The sequence below is a fragment of the Burkholderia sp. KL41 genome (genome assembly GCF_057005415.2).
Map to the genome: position 1 here is coordinate 2,305,518 of NZ_CM174447.1, position 22,249 is coordinate 2,327,766.

The following is a 22,249-nucleotide window of genomic DNA, read 5'->3' on the forward strand; positions in this document are numbered from 1 at the left end:
GCCGCATCACCCGCAGAATATTTCGCGCATAATTCCTGCCACCCTTCCTTACGGTCCCCTCCCATGTACCCACCGATCGAACCCTACGCCCACGGCCATCTCGACACCGGCGACGGCCACCGCATCTACTGGGAGCGCTGCGGCAACCCCGCCGGCAAGCCCGCCGTGTTCCTGCACGGCGGCCCCGGCGCCGGCTGCAGCGCCGACCATCGCCGCCTGTTCGATCCGGAGCGCTACGACATCCTGCTGTTCGACCAGCGCGGCTGCGGGCGTTCGACGCCGCATGCGAGCCTCGAGAACAACACGACGTGGCATCTGGTTGCCGACATCGAACGCCTGCGCGAGATGGTCGGCGCGGAAAAGTGGCTCGTGTTCGGCGGCTCGTGGGGCAGCGCACTGTCGATCGCGTATGCGGAAACGCACCCGGAGCGCGTGAGCGCGCTGGTCGTGCGCGGCATCTTCACGATGCGCCGCGCGGAAGTGCTGTGGTACTACCAGGAAGGCGCGTCGTGGCTGTTCCCCGATCTGTGGGAAGCCTTCCTTGCGCCGATTCCGGAAGCGGAGCGCGGCGACCTGGTGGCCGCCTACCATCGCCGGCTGACCGGCAACGACGAAGCCGCGAAGCTCGAAGCCGCGCGCGCATGGAGCATCTGGGAAGGCCGCACGATCACGCTGCTGCCCGACCCCGCACTCGCCGCGCACTTCGCGGACGGCCACTACGCACTCGCGTTCGCGCGCATCGAGAATCATTACTTCGTGAACCAGGGCTTCGTCGAGGAAGGCCAGCTGCTGCGTGACGCGCATCGCCTCGCCGGCATTCCGGGCGTGATCGTGCAGGGCCGCTATGACGTCGCGACGCCTGCTCGCACCGCATGGGAGCTGTCGAAGGCCTGGCCGGATGCGACGTTCGAGATCGTGCCCGGTGCCGGGCATGCGTACAACGAACCGGGGATCCTGGAGGCGCTGATCGCGGCCACGGACCGGTTCGCGGCGTAACCGACACGACGGGATGCGATGCGGCGTGTGCGGCCATGCCTGCCGGCACACGCTGCGCCGCGCCGCATCGTGCGATCAAAGCGCGGTTTCGACGATCGCCCTGCCGCTGATCGCCCGCTCGACGAGCTGCTCGTCGCCGACCTTGCGGATCGCGTCGTCGAGCAGCCCTTCCGGCGCTTCGGTCGCCACCTTCAGCAAGCCCGACAGGCCCCGCGCGTCGAGCACCACCAGCGTCTCCATCGAATCCGCACGGCTCACGAGCACGCGGCGCCACGCCGGCCCCGCGCCGAAGCTCGCACAAAGCGCAATCGTCTCGCTGCCGAGCGTGTAGTCGAAGGTCTTGATCATGATCCGCCGCCGTTGCAAGGGATTGGCGATGCGCGACGGTGCGGCGCCGTGACGCCGACGCACCCGCGCGTGCCGCCGGCGCCCGAATCAAGCCAGATCCGTTCGCCGGCATGGCCATGCTAGGCGTGCAGTATTAACGAAGACTTAAACCGCCATGCGCGCGGGCACGCGGCATCGGGCGACATTACGGCGTGTCGAGCGGCTCCACCGTCACACCGACCTTCAGCTCCTGATCCGCACCGCCGCCGCGGATCACACCGCGCAGCGGCGTCACGTCCGCGTAGTCGCGGCCGATCGACAGCATCACGTAGTCGTCGCCCGGCGCGCGATCGTTGGTCGGATCGAGTTGCAGCCAGCCGTTGTCCTCGGGCCATGCCGGGTCGTACACCTCGACCCACGCATGCGACGCGTCGGCGCCGATCAGCCGCGGCTGCCCAGGCGGCGGCTGCGTCAGCAGGTAGCCGCTCACGTAACGCGCGGCCAGCCCGAGCGAGCGCAGCGCGCCGATCATCACGTGCGCGAAATCCTGGCACACGCCCTTGCGCAAGCGCAGCGCATCGAGCGCCGATGTCGTGATGTCGGTGCTGTTCGGCGTATAGGCGAAATCGGCATGCACGCGCCGCATCAGGTCCCAGGCAGCCTGCACGAGCGGCCGTTGCGGCGTGAAGCTCGCGGCCGCATACGCGGCGAGTTCGGCGTCGCACGCGACATGCGGCGACGTGAACACGAATTCGCTCGCGGCGTCGTAAGGCTGCCCTGCGCGAAACCGCAGGCGGTCGCGCACGGCTTCCCACGCAGTCGCCTGTTTCGCGTCGGGATGCGCGATGGCGGGCGGCGGCGCGCCGCGCGCACCGCGCGACCACACGGGCGGCGTCACGCGTACCGTGCTGCGGCTGCGCACGAGCAGCGCGTCATGTGGCAGGTTCAACGCGAACGATGCGCGCGCGTTGCCGAATGCGTCGATCTCGGTACAGACCGATTCCGGCGCGGGATCGATGTCGAGCGCGAACGACAGCACTTGCTGGCGCGGCGTCGCGAGCGGTTGCAGCCGTGCCTGGTGCTGCGCCGATTCGACGCGCGCCGCGTAACGGTATTCGGTGTCGTGCGTGACGCGCAGCAACCGGCCCGGCGCGACGTCGGCGGTCGTCGCTTTCGCGGCCGATGCCGATGCCGATGCGTTCCGTGCATCGCCGGAACCGGGTGGGGCTTTCCCCGCGCCTTTCGTCGTCACCATAACGTCCTGCCCGCCTCGCGTACGTGGCTGAAATAGCGCTCGCCGATCCGGTTCGACAGTTCCCAGACCGCCTTCGCCGTCGTGTCGAGCGCTTCGAGCAGCTTGCCGTGCCGGCCACCGTCGGTGGTTTCACACAGCTCGTGCAGCGACCACGCGGGCACGTCCGGAACCGTCTCGGCCAGTTCGGACAACGCATAACCTTCGCTGCGCTCGACCTTCGTCAGCCGGCCCCGCAGCGCCTGCACGACCCAGCCGAGCGAGCGCGGATTGTCGGTATCGAGCACGACGAGCGACAGCAGCGGCGCGACATCGAAGCCGCGCTGGAAACGCGAACGGAACGTGATCGTGCTGTCGAACAGCTCCAGCACGAGTTCGAAGCCGTCCTGCCGGTGCACCGCGCCTTCGTCGAACGCGCACTTCAGCACGCTGCACAGGAAGTCCAGCCGGTCGATCTGCCGGCCGATCGACAGCAGCCGCCAGCCGTCGTCGCGCGTCATGTTGTCGGTCTGCGCGCCCGTGATCGCGCCGAGCAGCAGGCCGAGGCGCTCCAGCAACTGCAGCGCGTCGTTGCCGATCTGCTCCTCGGCTTCCGGCTGGCCCGCGCTGTCCGCGAACAGCTGGGTCGCGTCGTCGATCAGGCGCCACTGGTCGCTCGACAGGCGTTCGCGGATCGCGGCAGCCGCGCCACGCATCCCGAACAGGCACGACGCAATGCCCGACGTGCGATCCGCGCCGCGCGTGAGCGACGTCGCGAGCGCATGCTGGAACGCACGCGGCGCATCGACGGCGTTCGGTGCATCGGCCGCGATCAGGCCCGTGTCGCGGCACAGCGTGTCGAGCAGCTCCAGGTGCGCGGGGCTGTCGACGTCGTCCTCGCCGCGCAGCCGTTCGAGCGCCGCGCGCGCGAGCCGCATCAGGTTGGTCGCGCGCTCGGTGTAACGGCCCAGCCAGAACAGGTTCTCGGCCGCGCGGCTCGCGATCGCGCGCGGCCGTTCGACGAGGTCGTCGGGGCCGAGATGCGTCTGCAGCAGCGTCGTCGAATCGACGATGCCTTCGGTCATCACCCATGTATCGACGGTGCTGCCGCCGCGCGGCATCGGCGCATTGAACAGCGTGTCGCGCGTGCCGACCCGTGACAGCCCGCCCGGCAGGAGCCGCCAGCGCTGCGCACCGTCGGCGAGCGCGAAGACGCGCAGCAGCACCGGCTTCGGCACGATGCGCGCGCCGCCGTGGCCGTCGGGCGCGTCCTGACGCGGCCAGGTCGGCGCCTGCGACAGCGGCAGGTCGGCCTGCACCGTGTAGTGTTCGGGCCGCGCGAGGATCCGCGCGCGCCACTCGGCCAGCTGCGCCTGCGTGAGCCGCGCGCCGATCACCGGCTCGAGCGGGCCGCCGGGCTGCACCTCGGGTGGATAGGATGCCTTCACGATGGCGCGCGCGAGTTGCGGCAACGCGTCGTCGCACGCGGCCGCCTCGCCGCACCACCACGAATGCACGGCAGGCAGCGTCAGCGTTTCGCCGAGCAGCCCTTCCGCGAGACGCGGCATGAAGCCTAGCATCGCCGGCGATTCGAGGAAGCCCGAGCCCGGCGCGTTCGCGAGCAGCACGTTGCCCGCGCGCACGGCCTGCAGCAGCCCCGGCACGCCGAGCATCGAATCGGGCCGCAGTTCGAGCGGATCGAGCCATGCGTCGTCGACACGCCGCAGGATGCCGTGCACGGGTTCGAGGCCGCTCAGCGTCTTCAGGAATACGCGGTTGTCGCGCGCGGTCAGGTCGCCGCCCTCGACGAGCGTGAGGCCGAGGTAGCGCGCGAGATACGCGTGCTCGAAATACGTCGCGCTGTGCGGCCCCGGCGTCAGCAGCACGATCCGCGAGTTCTTGCGGGCCGGGCTGAGCGCCTGCATGCTCTGCAGCAGCGCGCGGTACGCGGACGCGAGCCGCTGCACGCGCAGCCCGCGAAACCCGCGCGGAAAGAGCCGCGACACGATCAGCCGGTTTTCGAGCAGGTAGCCGAGGCCGGCCGCGCCCTGCGTGTGCTGCGCGACGATCCGCCACTGCCCGTCCGGGCCACGCGCGAGATCGAACGCGACCACGTGCAGCCAGGTGTCGCCCGGCACGCTCGCGCCGCGCATCGCGCGCAGGTAGCCGGGGTGCCCGGTGACGAGCGCGGGCGGCAGCAGCCCGCGCTCGAGGATCGTCTGCGGGCCGTACAGGTCGGCCAGCGTCGCGTTGAGCAGCCGCACGCGCTGCAGCACGCCGCGCTCGATCGCGACCCAGTCCTCGGGCGTGACGATCAGCGGCAGCAGGTCGAGCGACCACGGGCCGGCCGCGCCGTCGCCGGCGCGCTGCTCGTGCAGCTGGTAGAACAGGCCGTTCTCGCGCATGCGCCGGTGCAGCGCGTCGGCGCGGCGATCGAGGTCGGCCACGCCGTCGCTGCCGATCGATGTGAAGAAACTGCGCCATGCGGGCGCGAGCGCAGGCGCGTTCAGGCCGGCCGCGCTGCCACGCAGTTCGTCGTAGCGGCCGGCGGCCGCCGGCGCCGCGAGCGCGGCGGCCAGTTCCGCGGCATCCGGCTGCGCGCCGGTATCGAAAAGCGTGGGCATCGCGTCGAGGGCGGCGAGATGGTCGGTGTTTATGGGCGGCACGGTGTCGTTCCGTCGTCAGGGCGCGGCCGCGCACGCGCGCCGCCGAACCGGCGGCGATACGCGGCGTGCGGCCGCAATCTGCCCGCATCCTAGCATTCCGGCGGAACCGCCATCACCCCATTCGCCGGGAGACCGCCCACCGCGCATCGTCGTCCGCCTCGTCATCGTCCGGTCACGGCCGCCGCAAATCGAGCGTGAACGGGAATTCGCGGCTCGGCGCGGCGGGCGCGACCTCCATCCGCCCCGGCGTATGCCCCATCTCGACGAAGCGTGCGAGCCGGCGGCTCTCCGCTTCGTAGGCATTGACCGGGAACGTCGCGTAGTTGCGTCCGCCCGGATGCGCGACGTGGTAGCGGCAGCCGCCGAGCGAGCGCTGCAGCCACGTATCGACGATGTCGAACGTGAGCGGCGCGTGCACGCCGATGGTCGGATGCAGCGCGGACGGCGGCGACCACGCCTTGTAGCGCACCCCCGCGACGTATTCGCCGACGGTGCCGGTCGGCTGCAGCGGCAACGCGCGGCCGTTGACGGTCACGACGTGGCGGTTGTCGTTCAGCCCCGTCACGCGCACTTCGAGCCGTTCGACCGACGAATCGACGTAGCGCACCGTGCCGCCGGGCGCCCCCTCCTCGCCCATCACGTGCCACGGTTCCAGCGCGCCGCGCAGCGACAGCTGCATGCCGTTCACCGCGATCTGGCCGAACAGCGGGAAGCGGAATTCGAAGTGCGGCGCGAACCACGCGGGATCGAACGCGAAACCGGCGTCGCGCAGCTCGGCCAGCACGTCGTCGAAATCCATCTGAAGAAACTCGGGCAGCATGAAGCGGTCGTGCAGCGCGGTGCCCCAGCGCGTGAGCGGCGTCGTGTACGGCGCGGCCCAGAAACGCGCGACCAGCGCGCGCAGCAGCAATTGCTGCACGATGCTCATCCGTGCATGCGGCGGCATCTCGAACGCACGCAGTTCGAGCAGGCCGAGCCGGCCGGTCGACGAGTCGGGCGAATACAGCTTGTCGATACAGAATTCGCTGCGGTGCGTGTTGCCCGTCACGTCGATCAGCAGGTTGCGCAGCACGCGGTCGACCAGCCAAGGCGGCATGTCCTGCCCGAACAGCAGCTTGTTGCGCTGGATCTCGGCGAACGCGATGTCGAGCTCGTAGAGCTGGTCGTTGCGCGCCTCGTCGACGCGCGGCGCCTGGCTGGTCGGCCCGATGAACAGCCCGGAGAACAGGTAGGACAGCGACGGATGGTTGTGCCAGTACGCGATCAGGCTCGCGAGCAGGTCCGGGCGGCGCAGGAACGGGCTGTCGGCCGGCGTCGCGCCGCCGAGCACGAAGTGGTTGCCGCCGCCGGTGCCGACGTGGCGGCCGTCGACCATGAACTTCTCGCTGCACAGCCGCGACTGCCACGCGGCGTCGTACAGGAATTCGGTGTGGTCGACGAGCTCGTCGAAGTTGGCGGCCGGATGGATGTTCACCTCGATCACGCCGGGGTCGGGCGTCACCTGCAGCAGCTTCAGCCGCGCGTCGCGCGGCGGCGGATAGCCTTCGAGCACGAGCTTCACGCCCAGCGCGTGCGCGGTCAGCTCGATCGCGCCGAGCAGGTCGAGATAATCCTCGAGCGCGGCAAGCGGCGGCATGAACAGGTACAGGATGCCGTTGCGCACTTCGACGCACAGCGCGGTGCGCGTAATCCACGCGGCCGATTCGAAGCGCTCGGGAACGCGACCCGGGTCGCGCGCGGCAGGCCGACCGTTCCCGGCCGCGCCGTCGTTGCGCCACTGCATCACGGTCTGCGCGGACGCCTCGCGATGCACGCCGGACAGGTAGCGCGGCGCATCGGCCGGCCCCGCGTAGCGCGCGCGGATCGCGGCGGCTTCCGGCAGCGCGTCGCGCGGCGCGAACGGATCGCGCTCGACGAGATACGGATAGTCGGCGCGGCTGGCCCACGGCAGCGAATCGAGCGGCAGCCGATAGCCCATCGGCGAATCGCCGGGCACGAGGTACATCCGCTCGTCGCGGAAGAACCACGGCCCCGTCTGCCAGCGCGGCCCGTCGAGGCCCGGCGCCGTGTCCACGCGCTTGACCGGCAGCACGTAGCCGACCACGCTGTCGAGCTGCTGCTCGAACACCTTGCGCAGCCGCGCGCGTTCGAGCTCGTCGTCGAGGCGCGAGTCGAACGGGTCGACGTTGACCGGCAGCCGGCGCTCGCGCCACAGGTAGTACCACACGTCCTCGTAGCCGGGCCGGATGAATTCGCCGGTCAGGTTCAGCCGCGCGGCCAGCGCATCGATGAAGCGCTTCGCGTCGTCGGTCGTATACGCGGACGGCTCGCGCTCGTCGGCGAACAGCGACGGGTCGTGCCACACGGGCTGGCCGTCGGCACGCCAGAAGATCGACAGCGCCCAGCGCGGCAGCTGCTCGCCCGGATACCACTTGCCCTGCCCGAAATGCAGGAAGCCGCCGTCGCCGTACTCGGCGCGCAGCCGCTGCACGAGTTCGGTCGCGTAACCACGCTTGGTCGGGCCGAGCGCGTCGGTGTTCCACTCGGCACCGTCGCGATCGTCGATCGACACGAAGGTCGGCTCGCCGCCCTGGGTGAGCCGCACGTCGCCGGCCTCGAGTGCGCCGTCGACCTGCGAGCCGAGCGCCAGCACGGCGTCCCATTGCGAATCCGTATACGGCTTCGTCACGCGCGGCGATTCGTACACGCGCGTCACGGTCATCTCGTGCTCGAACGACACCTCGCACTCGTCGATCAGCCCCTCGACCGGCGCGGCGCTCGTCGGCTGCGGCGTGCAGGCCAGCGGAATGTGGCCCTCGCCCGCGAGCAGGCCCGAGGTCGGGTCGAAGCCGATCCAGCCGGCGCCCGGCAGGTACACCTCGCACCATGCGTGGAGGTCGGTGAAGTCGACCGACGTGCCGCTCGGGCCGTCGAGCGACTTCACGTCGGGCGTGAGCTGGATCAGGTAGCCCGACACGAAACGCGCGGCGATGCCGAGATGGCGGCACAGCTGCACGAGCAGCCACGCGCTGTCGCGGCACGAGCCGGACGCCAGCTTGAGCGTCTGCTCGGGCGTCTGCACGCCCGGCTCCATCCGCACGAGATAGCCGATGTCGCGCTGCAGTTGCTGGTTCAGCGCAACGAGGAAGTTCACGGTGCCGGCCGGCGTGCGATCGACGCCGTCGACGTACGCGCGGAACAGCGGCGCCGCGCTCGTCTGCGGGTCGCACACGAGATACGGCGCGAGCTCGGTCTTCAGCGCATCGTCATAGCTGAACGGGTATTGCTCCGCGCTCGCCTCCAGAAAGAAGTCGAACGGGTTGTACACCGACATCTCGGCGACGAGATCGATCGTGATCTCGAAGTGCTCGGTGCGCTCCGGAAACACGAGCCGCGCGAGATAGTTCGAGAACGGGTCCTGCTGCCAGTTGATGAAGTGCTGCGCGGGCTCGACCGTCATCGAATACGCGAGGATCGGCGTCCGGCAGTGCGGCGCGGGCCGCAGCCGCACGACCTGCGGGCCGAGGTTGACGAGCCGGTCGTAGCGATAGCGGGTGGTGTGATGCAGCGCGACGTGGATGGACATGGGAGCTCGGTTCGGGTTGGGCCGGCCGCGCGCCGCGTCGCGTTGAACGCGACGCGGCGGCCCGGCCTGGCGGATTCGGCGAAAGCGCGCGTCGGGTCAGACGAGCTCGGGTGTCTGCACGACGCTGATCTCCACGCCGACGGCCGTCGCGCCGAGCCCCGTCACCGGCTGCGCGTCGCGAAAGTCGAGGCCGACCGCGATGCGCACGTAGCGCTCGTCCGGGCAGCGATTCATGAACGGATCGAAGCCGACCCAGCCGAGCCCTTCGACATAGGCCTCGGCCCACGCATGGCCGGCCGGCTGCTGCATCAACCCGGCCGCTTGCGGCTGCGCACCGAGCGCCGGCTGCGGCAGCCCCTGCGATTGCGCGGCGTGCGACGCGCCGAGCACCTGCTGCATGCCCTCGCCGCTCTGCAGCGCGAGCGCTTCTTCCTCCTCGTCGTCACCCACGTTCTGCTTCGCGTCGGCGATGCGCTGCATCGCGCTGTCCGCGAGCACGTAGCCGGAGATATAGCGCGCGGGAATCTTCAGCACGCGCGCGGCCGCGATGAACGCATGCGCATGGTCGCGGCTCGTGCCCTCGCCGCTTTGCAGCGCGGTTTCCGCGTCGACGGGCGCGTCGGCGGCCAGGTTCGGCGCATACGCGATGCGGTCATGCACTTCCGTCATCAGCCAGTGCAATGCGTCGAGGCCGCGCGGGTCGATGGGCAGCGCTTCCGTGAGCTCGCGCACGGTGTCGCCGGCCTTCGTGAGCGCGGTCTCGCGTTCGAAGATCCACGGCGGCGCATAGCCTTCGGGATTGCCGAGAATGCCGGCGCGGTCCTGCGTCTCGACGACGCCGGCCGCGATGACGACGATCTCGGCCTTCGCGCCGCGCTCGTGCCGCACGAGGTCGATGCGGTTGCCGAGCCCGTCGGCATAGGACAGCGACGGCTCGACGCCGTCGATCGTGACCTGCCATGCGCGCACCGTCTGCCCGGGGCCTGATTGCGGGCGCAGCCGCAGCCGTTGCAGCGCATGGGTGGCTTGATCGTCGAACTGATAACGCGAGATGTGTCGAATGGCGAGTCGCATGGCAAGTCTCAGTCGAAGTTGTAAGCCTGGGCGATTTCGATCCCGAGGCTGTTGTTGCGGCCGATGAAGTCGGTCAGGAATTCGTGCAGGCCGCTCTTGAAGATCCGCTCGACCGACGTATCGGACAGCATCTGCAGGATCTTCGTGGCCGTGTCGTGACACGGGTGTGTCACGCCGTAATCCTTTGCGAGCAGGTTCAGGCTCGACACGACGCGCCCGTAGCAATAGCGCAGCGAACGCGGCATGCGGCCGTTCAGGATCAGGTAGTCGGCGATGTTCATCGGCTTGTACTGCACGTCGTACACCCAGCGGTACGAACGGTGCGCGGCGACGCAGCGCAGGATCGTCTCCCACTGGTAGTTGTCGAGGATCGTGCCGACGTGCGACACCGACGGCAGCAGCAGGTGGTACTTCACGTCGATGATCCGCGCGGTGTTGTCCGCACGCTCGATGAATGCGCCGATCTGCGCGAAATCGAAGATCTCGTTGCGCAGCATCGTGCTGTAGAAGCTGCCGAGGATCAGCGCGGTTTCGCGCTTCACTTCGTCGAGCACGGCCGGCAGCTCGCTTTCCGGCACCGGCTGCGCGAGCGCGCGGCGCAGCGCGAGCCATGCGCCGTTCACGCTCTCCCACGCCTCGCGCGTGAGCGCCGTGCGCACCATCCGCGCATTCGAGCGCGCGGCCTCGATGCACGACAGCACGCTCGACGGGTTGTCGCGGTCGCGCAGCAGGTAGTCGGTCACGGTATCGGCCGCATACGCGTCGTATTTCTGCCGGTAACCTTCATCCGTGCCCGAGCTGACGAGCACCGACGACCATTCGGCCGGCGCGTCGGACGTGCGCGTGAGCGCCATCCGCAGCCCGGCATCGACGATGCGCGCGATATTCTCCGCGCGCTCGATATAGCGGTACATCCAGTAGAGACCGCTTGCAGTACGTCCCAGAAGCATCTCGTGTCCACTCCGTCTTCGTTCGGTTCGCGCGCCGGCTCCGGCGCGCGCGGTAGCATCCGGCTCAGTCGGCCAGCACCCAGGTGTCCTTGGTGCCGCCGCCCTGGCTCGAGTTGACGACGAGCGATCCCTCCTTCAGCGCGACCCGCGTGAGCCCGCCCGGGGTGATGCGGATCCGGTCCGACACCAGCACGAACGGCCGCAGGTCGACGTGGCGCGGCGCCAGGCCGGCGTCGGTCAGGATCGGCGTCGTGGACAGCGCGAGCGTCGGTTGCGCGATGTAGTTCGCGGGGCGCGCGCGCAGCTTCGCGGCGAACGCCTCGAGCTCGGCCTTCGACGCGCACGGCCCGACCAGCATCCCGTAGCCGCCCGAGCCGTGCACTTCCTTCACGACCAGTTCGTCGAGATGGTCGAGCACGTACTTCAGGCTGTCGGCCTCGCCGCAGCGCCAGGTCGGCACGTTCTCCAGCAGCGCCTTGCGGCCCGTGTAGAACTCGACGATCTCCGGCATGTACGAGTAGATCGCCTTGTCGTCGGCGATGCCCGTGCCGGGCGCGTTCGCGATCGTGATGTTGCCCGCGCGGTAGACGTCCATGATCCCCGCGACGCCGAGCACCGAATCGGGGCGGAACGTGAGCGGATCGAGGAACGCGTCGTCGACGCGGCGGTACAGCACGTCGATCGGCTGGAAACCTTCGGTCGTGCGCATCGCGACGCGGCCGTCGATCACCTGCAGGTCGCTGCCTTCGACGAGATGCACGCCCATCTGGTCGGCGAGGAACGAATGTTCGTAGTACGCCGAGTTGTGGATGCCCGGCGTGAGCACGGCGACGGTCGGGTTGTCGGCGTTGCCGCCCGGCGGGCATACGGCCGCGAGCGACTGGCGCAGCATCTGCGGATAGGTTTCGACCGGGCGCACCTTGACCTGCTGGAACAGCTCCGGAAAGAGCTGCATCATCGTCTCGCGGTTTTCCAGCATGTACGACACGCCGGACGGCGTGCGCGCGTTGTCTTCCAGCACGTAGAACTCGTTTTCGCCGGTGCGCACGATGTCGACGCCGATGATGTGCGTGTAAACGTTGCCGGGCGGCCGGAAGTCGATCATCTCCGGGATGAACGCTTCGTTGTGCGCGATCAGGTGCTTCGGCACGATGCCGGCGCGCACGATTTCCTGACGATGGTAGATGTCGTCGAGGAAGGCGTTGAGCGCCATCACGCGCTGCTCGATGCCGAGCGACAGCCGGCTCCATTCCGTGCCCGAGATGATGCGCGGGACGATGTCGAACGGAATCAGCCGCTCGGCGGCCTCCGCGTCGCCGTAGACGGCGAATGTGATGCCCGTCTTGCGGAACACGCCTTCCGCGTCGTGGGCTTTCTGGGCGAGGCTCGCGGGATTCTGCGTGTCGAGCCACTGCTTCAGGCGCGCGTAAGGCGCCCTTACCATGTCGCCGGATTGCAGCATTTCATCGAATGGCTTCATCGATCTTTTCTCCATCGATCGTTTTCCCCGGCATTGCGCATGCCGGACCGGCGTTACGACTGCGTTGCAAGGAACGTGCCTTGCGGGCTCCCTCGATAATCCCCCCTTTTTGCGCCGCGCCAGGCACGCCCGGGCGATATTGCGCACCACGGTGGTGCAGCGCCCGGCGCGACGTGCGACGACGGTGCGTCGCAGGCGCGCACGGCCGATGCTGCGCCGCGTCTTCCGAACATAGTTCCCCCGCGTGTCATGAATGTGCAATCTGCACTGCACAAAAAAAACGGCGCGACCGGGCACCGGGCCGCCACAATGGAGGCGGGCCGGCACGCACACGGCGCAACCGGCCCTGCGGGGAAGTACCGTCTGCGGTGCGCCGGCAGTTCGATGCTGTGAACTGTCCGGTTAGCCGGATCCGGCACCTCAACGCTATGCAGCCGTAATCCCGCCGACAACGCCCATGCATATTTCGACTGACACCGATCGAAAAAAAACATCGGGCCGACCCACGCGAGGCGCGGTACGCTAGAAAATTGGTGCAGCACGGGGTGCCGCCCTTCAGGCACCCGACTATAAAAAGCGAAGATCGAAATGGAAGCAAAGTGGCTGGAAGATTTCCTGAGCCTTGCGGATACCAAGAGTTTTTCCCGGGCCGCACGTCACCGGCACCTCACGCAGTCGGCATTCAGCAGACGAATTGCCGCGCTCGAAACCTGGATGGACGCGAAGCTGGTCGACCGGAGCATCAACCCGATCACGCTGACGCCGGCCGGCCAGATGTTCCGCGGGCTCGCCGCGGACATCCTGCGCAGCATGTATGCGGCGCGCAATCTCGTGAACGGCTACGACCAGTTCGCGGCCAGCGATCAGGTCGTGCGTTTCGCGGTCGCGCATACGCTCGTCTTCACGCTGTTCCCCGAATGGCTCAAGCAGCTCAACGGCGAAGTCGGCCACGTGACCGCACGCGTGAACGCGGTGAACGTGCCGGAAGGCGTGCAGCAGCTCGTCGAAGGTGAATGCGACCTGCTGCTCGGCTATCACCATCCGCAGTTGCCGATCGTGCTCGACCCGAACCACTTCCCGTTCGTCAGCCTCGGCGTCGAACGGATCCTGCCCGTATCGACGCCCGATGCGCGCGGCAAGCCCGTGTTCCAGCTGCCGGGCACACCCGACGCACCGCTGCCGCTGCTCGCGTATTCGTCGGGCGCGTTCCTCGGCAACATCGTCGAGATGCTGCTGCTGAACGCAACCGAGCCGTACGTGGTGCACCGGTGCTTCGAGACGCACATGTCCGAGGCGTTGAAGGGCATGGTCGTGGCCGGGCACGGGATCGGCTGGCTGCCGGAAAGCTGCGTTGCGAAGGAACTCGCGGAAGGTACGCTCGTATGCGCGGGTTCCGGCGACTGGATCACCGAACTCGAAATCCGTCTGTATCGGTCGGCCCGCAAGCGCGGGCTCGCGGCCGAGCAACTGTGGACGTACATCATGAACCGGCCGCGCGCAACGGTCGAAGGTGCCGTCGCCGCGGACGAACCGGCATCCGCGCCGGCGACGCGCATCGCGCGGCGCAGCGCGGGCGCCGGCCGCTGATCTTCGCGATGGTGATTGCGTTCGCGTTCGCGTCGTGTCCGGCGACGACGCGAACGCAACCGCGAATTTCAACCACGCGGTGCGCGCATGTATCCGCGTCGCTTCCCGGCGAACGCGACCCGCTTTTCCGATAGCAAACCGCGATCCCGCCGTCGCCCGAAAAATAACGCGACAGACCGGTAATCGTTATCAGTGGAATCGCAAACGTTTGCAATTCACGACTTGATTTTTTTACATCCGGCACGATGCCCGGATATATTCCGTCTTATTATCAGGACAGAAATAACCTGTTACAGAACAAATTAAAAGTTTCGATTCAGCCGTAACAATCTAAAATACCAGCAACGTCACGCCACCCTTTTATTTCGCTCGACCTGTACCCGAATCGACCTCGATTCGCCGCAAACACAGCCGCAAACATTTCTTTTATCAGTCGTTATCTTTCGGCACGAAGGTCGATACAACAGACGTGATTCAATACGAGCAGGATCATCGCTACCGAATAGCAATATTCATATTCGGCAATATCGACTTTCTTCAGTATTAAGAGAGTCAAACAAATCCGTCCTTATCCTATGTAAATAGGATATTTCACCGCCGTCCCATTCGGGCCACACGCGATTGTTGGTTCGTAATCCATCGTGTATCAATAGCGTGTCGCAAAAAGAACGCTGGCAAATTTGACTCGGAATAAATACTCGTCATTGATTCCGGAACGGAGGTTGCAATGCCTTCCTCGTTTCAACAGCACGCTCGCCCTTTCCTGAGTGCCGCCCTCTCCGCGCTCTGCATGAATGCAACGGCCCAGACGCCTGCGTCGGGTCCGGGCGACGGGCGCTACGTGATCTCGTATATCTGCGGCGACGCGCAGATCGACGGCACGGCGCCGCTGCCTCCCGACGGCCGGCCGTACAACCTGGGCGTGTCGTTTGCTTCGGCCGGCACCGGGCAGCCGCTTGCGAATGTGCAGGTGCGTCTGCGGCGCCACGGGCGCGTGCTCGTCGAATTCAACGCGTCCGGGTCGCGCTGCCTGTTCAGCGTGCCCGACGCCAGTTACCGGATCGAGGGGACGTACCGGGGAGCCACCCAGTTCGCGATCGTGGAAACGGGGGCACTCACCACGCAGTTGCGATGGTAAGTCCCGCCTGACCCCGCCCCGATCACGCCATTCACCGCCGCGCATCGAATCGAGGAGCATTGCATGCTTCCTGCCGAACGACCGGACCGCTCGCCCGCCCCCCAGCCGAAACCCTCCTGGGGCCCGGGAAAGAACGCAGCACTCAGCTTCGTCGCGTTTGCCACGATCTTCGGCCTCTTCGCGTATGCCGAGCGAGACACGACCGTCGGCCACCCGAGCGTGGCGCACGACATCTCCGGCGCAATCGGAACCGCGGTCGGGAAGTATCGCAACGCGATCGTGACCCTGGCCTCCCGCGCGAGCGCGTCGTCCGGCACATCCGTCGCGCCCGTGCCGGGGTCGACACGCGCGCAGGCCACACCGCCCGCGCCGCGATGGCGGGCAGCGTCGGCTGCACCCGCGGTATCGACCGTGCCGCCCGCCACGCTCGCGGTCGCACCGGAAACCGCGCCGCGCCCCGCTTCCCGCGCCGTCGCGACGCACCGGCGGCCGCCCCATGCGCCACCCGTGACACTCGCGGCCGGTACGCAGCAGGCAACCGCCTCCGGTCGCGCCGCCACGCGGCACGGCGTCACGCATCGGCCGCCGCATGCGGACACGCTGGCAGGCACGGACAAGCGGATGGACTTCGCGCCCAAACCCCGGGCGTACCGCACCGCCCCCACGCGCATGCAGACGGCGAGTGTCACGCACGCGGAGCTGGAAAGCGCGCGTGCGCTGGCGAAGGCGCGCTCGTGCGCGGTGATCGACGAATGGAACTGTGTCGAGCAAAACGCGAGCCGGGCGCTCGCGATCGACCCGACGAACAGCGAATCGCGTGCCTTGCTCGGCCAGGCGATCCGTAACCGGCTGTGAGCCGGCGCCGCATTGCCGGGCACTCGCAGCCCGGCCGCGCGACACGCGACGACATGCGTCGTCACGCGTGTCACCGATGTGATCGTTTCGAAAGGAGGACACCTCGTGGCCAACAATCATCAACAATCCTGCACGGCCGTCGCTCCGTCCAACCGGCGGATCCTCCTGCATGCGCCGCTGGTATTGCTGCTCGTCGCGTCCGGCCCCTGCTTCTCCGCCGAAGGCGATACGGAGTCGGGCCGCATCAGTGAAATCGCCGGGTCCGCCGACGCACCGGATCGGAGGCCGCCCGACGTGCCAGCACAGGGTTCGCCCGCGCCGGATGTGCAACCGCCGAATGCGCGGACGCTGATCGCGCAGGCATCGAGTGCGCAGATGCCCGACGCGTCAACGCCCGCCGCTTCACAGCCCGCTTCACAGCCCGATCCGCAGCCCAGTTCGCAAACGCCCGGGGCGCCGACGTCGAGCGCGTCGACACCGGGCATGCCGGCGCCGAACGCACAGGCCCCCGGCGCACAGCCGCCAGCCTCCCAGGTACCCGAAGCCCAGGCGCCGAACGCGCAGATACCCGACCTCCGCACCGCCGATCCGGCCACGGTCCGCAATGACGTGTTCGGCCTCGCGTCGAGCGGCGGCGCGGTCAAGGCGCTGGAGGAAGCGAAAGCGCGCCCCGACGTGTTCTCCGCGGTCGATCTCGCGCGGCTCGAGGAACTGTCGATCCGCCAGCAGGTGCGCGGCGGACGCGACAAGTCGCGCTCGATGACGAGCGCCGACCGCTTCGACGGGATCGACAGCGCGCTCGCCGCCGCGGACGACCTCGACAAGCGGATGCCGTCCACGCCCGAGTATTCGCCGGTCAGGACGGCGCTCGCCGGCGACCGGACGGTAGCGCTGGCGGCACGCGGCGAGATGAAGCAGGCCGTCGCGACGTTCGAGACGATTCCGCCGGACGCGGAGATCTCGATCGACGCACTGGCGGCCGTCGGCGACGCGTACCTGTACCTGAGCGAACCGGGCAAGGCCAACGTGGTATACCAGCGCGCGCTGAAGCAGGCGACCGCGCCGCAGGCCGACATCGCGACGCGCGGCTTCCAGTACGGCGCACGCACGCGCCCGATCGAATTGCGCGAGGGGCTGTTCTGGTCGTACGTCGACCAGGGACGCGCGGCCGATGCGAACCTGGCGCTCGAGGACATGGGCAAATCGCTGCCGCCGGCCAAGGACGTGCGCACCTGGGGGCCGGAAAACGACGACTACCTGCGCTACTACCGGCTGCGCGCGCAATACCTGATCTATACGGGCCGGGTGGACGAAGGAATCGCCTCGCTGGAAAAGCTCGAGAAGGAAGTGCCGTTCAACGCGGAAGTCCGCGCCGCGCATGCCGACGCGGTCTCGGGCCAGTCGCACCCGCGCCAGGCGATCGCGATGTATCGCGCGTCGCTGACCGACCACCCGGACAGCGTCGAGATGCTCGCGGGGCTCGGCCGCGCATCGCTGACGGCAGACGATTACGCGAGCGCGAGGAACGTCGACCAGACCCTGGGCAACACGTTCCCGGACAGCGGCGCCGTGCGCGGGTTCAAGCGCGACTACAAGGCGTACCGCAGCCCCGTGTTCACGACCGACCTGAGCTTCGAGCACGGCAACAGCGCACTGGCCGACAACAGCTTCACGTCGGACAGCTATGTGTATTCCCAACCGTTCGGCGACAACTGGCGTGTCTTCTCGCATACGTTCTTCGGCCATGCCCAAACCGACGGCGGCAACATCAGCCGCACGCGCACGGGCGTCGGCGGCGACTACCGGCACGGCCCGCTCACCGTGCTGGGCGAAGTCACGCGCTCGTTCGGCGCGGACGGCCGAACCGGCGGCCGCGGGTCGATCGCGTACGCGCTGAACGACTACTGGACGGTTGGCGCCGGGCTCGACACCAACGACAACTCGCTGCCGTGGAAGGCGTATGCGGCGCACATCTGGGGCCGCTCCGCGAACGTCTCGATCGTGTATCGCCAGAGCGACCGCCGCGAAGTCAAGCTGAGCTACGGCGTGAGCCGCTACAGCGATTCGAACCTGCACCAGGAGATTTCCGCGACCGCCACGCAGCGCGTGTACACGTCCGCCACCCAGCTCGTCAACGTGTCGCTGGACCTCGGCACCGACAGCAACACGCGGCAGGACGCCCCCTACTTCAACCCGGGCCGCGACTATGCGGCCGCGGCGACCGTCATGCACCAGCTGACGCTGTGGAAGAAGGGCGACATGTCGCTGCAGCAGCGCCTGTCGGCGTCAGGCGGTGTTTACAACGAGCGCGGCTTCGGCACGAGCCCGCTGTGGACCGCGCGCCTCGAGCACGCGTGGACGTTCAAGCACGACATCACGCTGACCTACGGCGTCGAGGTCAGCAGCCACGCATACGACGGCCAGCGCGAGCGCTCCGAAACCGGCTTCCTGTCGGTCAACCTGCCGTTCTAGCAAGGAGATCGGACAATGCAATCCAGACGGACCTTCATGTGCGGATGCCTCGGCAGTTTCGCCGCCTGTTCGCTGTTCCCGAGCGTGACTCATGCCAGGATGATCGACCTGCTGCCGCCTTCCGACCCGGCCGACGGCAAGACATTTCGCGTGATCTGCCTGCATGACGTGCGCGACAACCTGCTCGCGACGTTCTCGTCGTCGACGATGGTCGATCCGTTCGCGGTCGACACCGGCACGCTGACCGCGATCTTCTCGTGGCTGCAGACCAACAACTACCACACCATCACGGTCAAGCAGATCGAAGCGTCACGACACGGCGGCAAGCCGCTGCCGCCGCGCGCGGTGTTGCTCACGTTCGACGACGGCTACAGCAGCCACTACACGAAAGTCCTGCCGCTGCTCGAGCGCTTCAAGTATCCGGCCGTGATGGGCATCGTCACCGCCTGGATCGACGCGCCGCTGGATACGCCGATCAGGATCAGCGACAAGATCCAGATGCCGCGCGACTACTTCATGACGTGGGACCAGGTGAAGAAGGTCGGCCAGTCGGAATTCGTCGAGCTCGGCTGCCACACGCACAACCTTCATCACGGCGCGGTCGCGAATCCGCAAGGCAACGAATTGCCGGCGACCACGTCGCACCTCTACCTGCAGGACCAGAAACGCTATGAAACCGACGCCGAATTCGAAGCGCGCGTGCACGACGACCTGCAGACATGCGTGCGGCAGATCCGCGAACGCACCGGCATCGTCGCACGCTCGATGGTCTGGCCATACGGCGCGGAAAACCAGCCCGTGCGCAAGATCTCGACGTCGCTCGGCATGGACATCCAGTTCAGCCTCGATGCCGGCCCGAATACGCCGGACGTGCCGCTCGACCGGTTGCGGCGGATCCTGATGATGTACGACGTCGACATCGGCGGGTTCGAGCGGTCGATGCGCGAGCCGGCCTCCAACCGCGGCGACGTCGACATTCCCGAGCGCGTCGTGCAGGTCGATCTCGACCAGGTCTACGATCCCGATCCGGCTCGCCAGGAAGCGAATCTCGGCAAGCTGATCGAGCGCATCTACCGGATGCAGCCGAAATCGGTGTACCTGCAGGCGTTCGCCGACCCGAAGGGCACGGGTGTCGCGGAATCGCTGTATTTCCCGAACCGGCACCTGCCGATGCGCGGCGACCTGTTCTCGCGCGCCGCCTGGCAGCTCAACACGCGCTCGAACGTGCAGGTGTATGCGTGGATGCCGGTGCTCGCGTTCCGACCGCGGGCGGACCAGCATCGCGGCCTCGAAGCCGTCAGCGCATACGGCGGCGCGCCGGCGCGCGAGAACGGCTCGCGCGTGTACCGCCTGAGCCCGTTCGACCCCGAAGCGCGGCTGTTCATCGAGCAGATCTACGAGGATCTCGGCAAGTACGCGTCGTTCAGCGGCATCCTGTTCAGCGACGACGCCGTGCTCGACGATTACGAAGACGCCGGCCGGCACGCGCTGAGCACGTATGCGCAATGGGGCCTGCCGGCCGACATCGGCAAGATCCGCGCGACACCCGACCTGATGAAGCGCTGGACGCGGCAGAAGAGCCGCTACCTGATCGACCTGACGCGCCAGCTGGAACAGATCGTGCTCGCGAACCAGAACGCCGGCGACGTGCTGACGGCGCGCAACATCTTCGCGCTGCCGGTGCTGAAGCCGGAATCGGAAGCGTGGTTCGCGCAGAACTACGACGACTTCCTCGCCACCTACGACTTCGTCGCGCTGATGGCGATGCCGTACATGGAACAGGCGCAGGACCCCGAGCGCTGGATGGACCAGCTCGTCGACGCCGTCCGCGCGAAACAGCTCGGCACCAGGCGCACCGTGTTCGAACTGCAGTCGTACGACTGGCACGCGCGCAAGGACATCGGCAGCACCGCGCTGCTCGCGCAGATGCGGCGCCTGCGCAGCAAGGGCGCGGTGAACTTCGGCTACTACCCGGACAACTTCCTGAACAACCAGCCGGATCTCGACACGATGCGCGACGTGATGTCGCTGAAGTCGCGCCTCGATCCGACCTCGATCAACGCGCTGATGCAGATGCAGAAAACACAGGGGACGAAGACGCCATGACCAGCCACAGCATCATCCAGCGCCTGCAGGATTTCGTCTTCTACTACCCGTTCTTCATGTCGTACCTGTGGATGATCGGCGGCGTCGTCCATTACTTCCTGCTCGAGGAGGGGCGCGTGCTGTCGACGCGCACGATCGCGGCGAGCGGGATCCCGAAGATCTCGATCGTCGTGCCGTGCTTCAACGAGGCGGCGAACGCGCGCAGCGTGATCCGACACCTGGACGGGATGCAGTACCCGAACTACGACATCATCGCGGTCAACGACGGCAGCCGGGATCGCACCGGCGAGATCCTCAACGAGCTGGCCGTCGAGATCCCGCGGCTGCTCGTGATCCATCACGCGCGCAACGAAGGCAAGGCGGTCGGGCTCACGACCGCGGCCGCGGTATCGAACGCGGAATACCTGCTGTGCATCGACGGCGATTCGCTGCTCGCGCACGATGCGATCGGCTGGATGCTCGAGCACTTCCTGACCGACCCGGGCGTCGGCGCCGTGACCGGCAACCCGCGCATCCGCACGCGCACGTCGCTGCTCGGCCGCATGCAGGTCGGCGAATTCTCGTCGATCGTCGGGCTGATCAAGCGCACGCAGCAGGTGTACGGCCGCATCTTCACGGTGTCGGGCGTCGTCACGATGTTCCGCAAGACCGCGCTCGCCGACGTCGGCTACTGGAGCGCGGACATGCTGACCGAGGACATCGACATCAGCTGGAAGCTGCAATGCCGCGACTGGCGCGTCGTATACGAGCCGCACGCGCTCAGCTGGATCCTGATGCCCGAGACGCTGATGGGGCTCTACCGGCAGCGGCTGCGCTGGTCGAAAGGCGGCATCCAGGTGCTGCTGAAATATGCGGGCACGCTCGCGCGGCCGACCCAGATGATGATGTGGCCGCTGTTCGTCGAGTACCTGATCGGCATCGCGTGGGCCTATTCGATGTCGTTCATCCTGCTGCTCGCGCTGGTGGACGTCGTCTATCCGCTGCCGCTGAGCTGGCACGTATCGGTCGTGCCGCACTGGCACGGGATGTTGCTGGTTGCGACCTGCATCCTGCAACTGATCATCGGCAGCATGATCGATCGTCAGTATGACGAAAAACTCCTGATGTACTTCCTGGACACCATCTGGTACCCCGTTGCTTTCTGGCTGATCAGCATGATCACTACCGTCGTCGCCCTGCCGGCCGTCGTGCTGCGGGGCCGCGGCAAGCGGGCCGTGTGGGTCAGCCCCGACCGAGGCATTCAACATGAAGAACGCGCCGATTATTGACCTCTCCCTGCGCACGCCGCGCGAAATGATCGCCGAACGCGGCCGCGTCGCCGGGCTCGCGCAGGTCGTCTGGTTCCGTCTCGTGCGGCCCGCGCTGGTGGGCGCCGTATGGGCGTCGATCTGCATCTATACGTATCGCTACCTGCTGCCGTTCAACCCGGCCGAGATGCCGATCGAACAGATGGTGTTCTACGCGACCAGCATCGCGATCATCGCGGGCACCATCGTCATGTGGCTGATCGCCGGGCGCGTCGTGCATCCGCTGGCGTTCCGGCTGCGCGTGTCGAAGATGCTGCGGCGTTCGGCCAGCGCGAAGGTGCGCTCGGTGCCGCCGACCGTGCTGGCCAGCGCCCGTCGGCGCGGCGCGCGCCGCACGACGCGCATTCTCGTCGCGTCGCACGACGCGAACGGCTCGATCTCAGGCATCGAATGGGTCGCCCACGCGGGGCCGCCGCCCCGCGAGTAGGTCAGCGGAGCCGCGCCGCGCACGGGACCGCATCGGTGCCGCGCGGC

General features: G+C 67.7%; 15 protein-coding genes. 8 read left to right on the forward strand and 7 right to left on the reverse strand.

Features of this window, described 5'->3' with window-relative positions; translation table 11 throughout:
• Window positions 1-63: 63 nt before the first annotated feature.
• The gene (gene pip / locus PQB87_RS27735; protein ID WP_059683142.1) at window positions 64-996 is read left to right on the forward strand and encodes a prolyl aminopeptidase; all 933 of its coding nucleotides are present in this window, start codon (window positions 64-66) and stop codon (window positions 994-996) included.
• Window positions 997-1,071: 75 nt separating this feature from the next.
• On the opposite strand, the gene PQB87_RS27740 is transcribed toward pip, so the two are convergent.
• The 7 genes from PQB87_RS27740 to PQB87_RS27770 all read right to left on the reverse strand — a co-directional run bounded on the left by PQB87_RS27740 (window position 1,072) and on the right by PQB87_RS27770 (window position 12,310).
• Window positions 1,072-1,344 (reverse strand): hypothetical protein, encoded by a 273-nt coding sequence (locus PQB87_RS27740; RefSeq protein WP_027791308.1) that lies wholly within the window; start codon window positions 1,342-1,344, stop codon window positions 1,072-1,074.
• A 184-nt stretch (window positions 1,345-1,528) separates the two neighbouring features.
• Window positions 1,529-2,578: a transglutaminase family protein gene (locus tag PQB87_RS27745; protein WP_153489716.1), complete on the reverse strand. Its 1,050-nt coding sequence runs from the start codon at window positions 2,576-2,578 to the stop codon at window positions 1,529-1,531.
• The gene (locus PQB87_RS27750; protein WP_048026059.1) at window positions 2,572-5,178 is read right to left on the reverse strand and encodes a circularly permuted type 2 ATP-grasp protein; all 2,607 of its coding nucleotides are present in this window, start codon (window positions 5,176-5,178) and stop codon (window positions 2,572-2,574) included. Before PQB87_RS27750 ends, PQB87_RS27745 begins: the two co-directional genes overlap by 7 nt.
• Before the next feature lie 214 nt (window positions 5,179-5,392).
• Complete coding sequence (locus PQB87_RS27755; protein ID WP_489242993.1) at window positions 5,393-8,806, reverse strand: transglutaminase family protein; 3,414 nt, start codon at window positions 8,804-8,806, stop codon at window positions 5,393-5,395.
• Between the two features lie 96 nt (window positions 8,807-8,902).
• A complete protein-coding gene (locus PQB87_RS27760; protein ID WP_059683134.1) occupies window positions 8,903-9,880 on the reverse strand; it encodes a transglutaminase family protein in 978 nt (325 codons plus the stop codon).
• Window positions 9,881-9,888: 8 nt separating this feature from the next.
• Window positions 9,889-10,830, reverse strand: a complete 942-nt coding sequence (locus tag PQB87_RS27765; protein ID WP_059683132.1) for an alpha-E domain-containing protein — start codon at window positions 10,828-10,830, stop codon at window positions 9,889-9,891.
• Between the two features lie 64 nt (window positions 10,831-10,894).
• The gene (locus PQB87_RS27770; protein WP_059683130.1) at window positions 10,895-12,310 is read right to left on the reverse strand and encodes a circularly permuted type 2 ATP-grasp protein; all 1,416 of its coding nucleotides are present in this window, start codon (window positions 12,308-12,310) and stop codon (window positions 10,895-10,897) included.
• 588 nt (window positions 12,311-12,898) lie between these two features.
• Between PQB87_RS27770 and PQB87_RS27775 the strand changes: the two genes are divergently transcribed.
• The 7 genes from PQB87_RS27775 (at window position 12,899) to PQB87_RS27805 (ending at window position 22,202) form a co-directional block, all read left to right on the forward strand.
• Window positions 12,899-13,897: a LysR substrate-binding domain-containing protein gene (locus tag PQB87_RS27775; RefSeq protein WP_489242994.1), complete on the forward strand. Its 999-nt coding sequence runs from the start codon at window positions 12,899-12,901 to the stop codon at window positions 13,895-13,897.
• A 727-nt stretch (window positions 13,898-14,624) separates the two neighbouring features.
• On the forward strand, window positions 14,625-15,035 hold the full coding sequence (locus tag PQB87_RS27780; protein ID WP_059683124.1) for a hypothetical protein: 411 nt from the start codon (window positions 14,625-14,627) through the stop codon (window positions 15,033-15,035).
• A gap of 63 nt (window positions 15,036-15,098) precedes the next feature.
• The gene (locus PQB87_RS27785; RefSeq protein WP_489242995.1) at window positions 15,099-15,890 is read left to right on the forward strand and encodes a hypothetical protein; all 792 of its coding nucleotides are present in this window, start codon (window positions 15,099-15,101) and stop codon (window positions 15,888-15,890) included.
• Between the two features lie 105 nt (window positions 15,891-15,995).
• On the forward strand, window positions 15,996-18,362 hold the full coding sequence (gene pgaA / locus PQB87_RS27790) for a poly-beta-1,6 N-acetyl-D-glucosamine export porin PgaA (RefSeq protein WP_489242996.1): 2,367 nt from the start codon (window positions 15,996-15,998) through the stop codon (window positions 18,360-18,362).
• 15 nt (window positions 18,363-18,377) lie between these two features.
• The gene (gene pgaB, locus PQB87_RS27795) at window positions 18,378-20,468 is read left to right on the forward strand and encodes a poly-beta-1,6-N-acetyl-D-glucosamine N-deacetylase PgaB (RefSeq protein WP_489242997.1); all 2,091 of its coding nucleotides are present in this window, start codon (window positions 18,378-18,380) and stop codon (window positions 20,466-20,468) included.
• The gene (gene pgaC / locus PQB87_RS27800; RefSeq protein ID WP_489242998.1) at window positions 20,465-21,736 is read left to right on the forward strand and encodes a poly-beta-1,6-N-acetyl-D-glucosamine synthase; all 1,272 of its coding nucleotides are present in this window, start codon (window positions 20,465-20,467) and stop codon (window positions 21,734-21,736) included. The genes pgaB and pgaC overlap by 4 nt, the downstream gene beginning before the upstream one ends.
• Window positions 21,714-22,202, forward strand: a complete 489-nt coding sequence (locus PQB87_RS27805) for a hypothetical protein (RefSeq protein WP_059683115.1) — start codon at window positions 21,714-21,716, stop codon at window positions 22,200-22,202. The genes pgaC and PQB87_RS27805 overlap by 23 nt, the downstream gene beginning before the upstream one ends.
• Window positions 22,203-22,249 lie beyond the last annotated feature (47 nt).

Bases quoted from the DNA above. Each gene is read 5' to 3' on its own strand.
- pip (WP_059683142.1), top strand. From the start codon at position 64: ATGTACCCACCGATCGAACCCTACGCCCACGGCCATCTCGACACCGGC.
- PQB87_RS27740 (WP_027791308.1), bottom strand. From the start codon at position 1,344: ATGATCAAGACCTTCGACTACACGCTCGGCAGCGAGACGATTGCGCTT.
- PQB87_RS27745 (WP_153489716.1), bottom strand. From the start codon at position 2,578: ATGGTGACGACGAAAGGCGCGGGGAAAGCCCCACCCGGTTCCGGCGAT.
- PQB87_RS27750 (WP_048026059.1), bottom strand. From the start codon at position 5,178: ATGCCCACGCTTTTCGATACCGGCGCGCAGCCGGATGCCGCGGAACTG.
- PQB87_RS27755 (WP_489242993.1), bottom strand. From the start codon at position 8,806: ATGTCCATCCACGTCGCGCTGCATCACACCACCCGCTATCGCTACGAC.
- PQB87_RS27760 (WP_059683134.1), bottom strand. From the start codon at position 9,880: ATGCGACTCGCCATTCGACACATCTCGCGTTATCAGTTCGACGATCAA.
- PQB87_RS27765 (WP_059683132.1), bottom strand. From the start codon at position 10,830: ATGCTTCTGGGACGTACTGCAAGCGGTCTCTACTGGATGTACCGCTAT.
- PQB87_RS27770 (WP_059683130.1), bottom strand. From the start codon at position 12,310: ATGAAGCCATTCGATGAAATGCTGCAATCCGGCGACATGGTAAGGGCG.
- PQB87_RS27775 (WP_489242994.1), top strand. From the start codon at position 12,899: ATGGAAGCAAAGTGGCTGGAAGATTTCCTGAGCCTTGCGGATACCAAG.
- PQB87_RS27780 (WP_059683124.1), top strand. From the start codon at position 14,625: ATGCCTTCCTCGTTTCAACAGCACGCTCGCCCTTTCCTGAGTGCCGCC.
- PQB87_RS27785 (WP_489242995.1), top strand. From the start codon at position 15,099: ATGCTTCCTGCCGAACGACCGGACCGCTCGCCCGCCCCCCAGCCGAAA.
- pgaB (WP_489242997.1), top strand. From the start codon at position 18,378: ATGCAATCCAGACGGACCTTCATGTGCGGATGCCTCGGCAGTTTCGCC.
- pgaC (WP_489242998.1), top strand. From the start codon at position 20,465: ATGACCAGCCACAGCATCATCCAGCGCCTGCAGGATTTCGTCTTCTAC.
- PQB87_RS27805 (WP_059683115.1), top strand. From the start codon at position 21,714: ATGAAGAACGCGCCGATTATTGACCTCTCCCTGCGCACGCCGCGCGAA.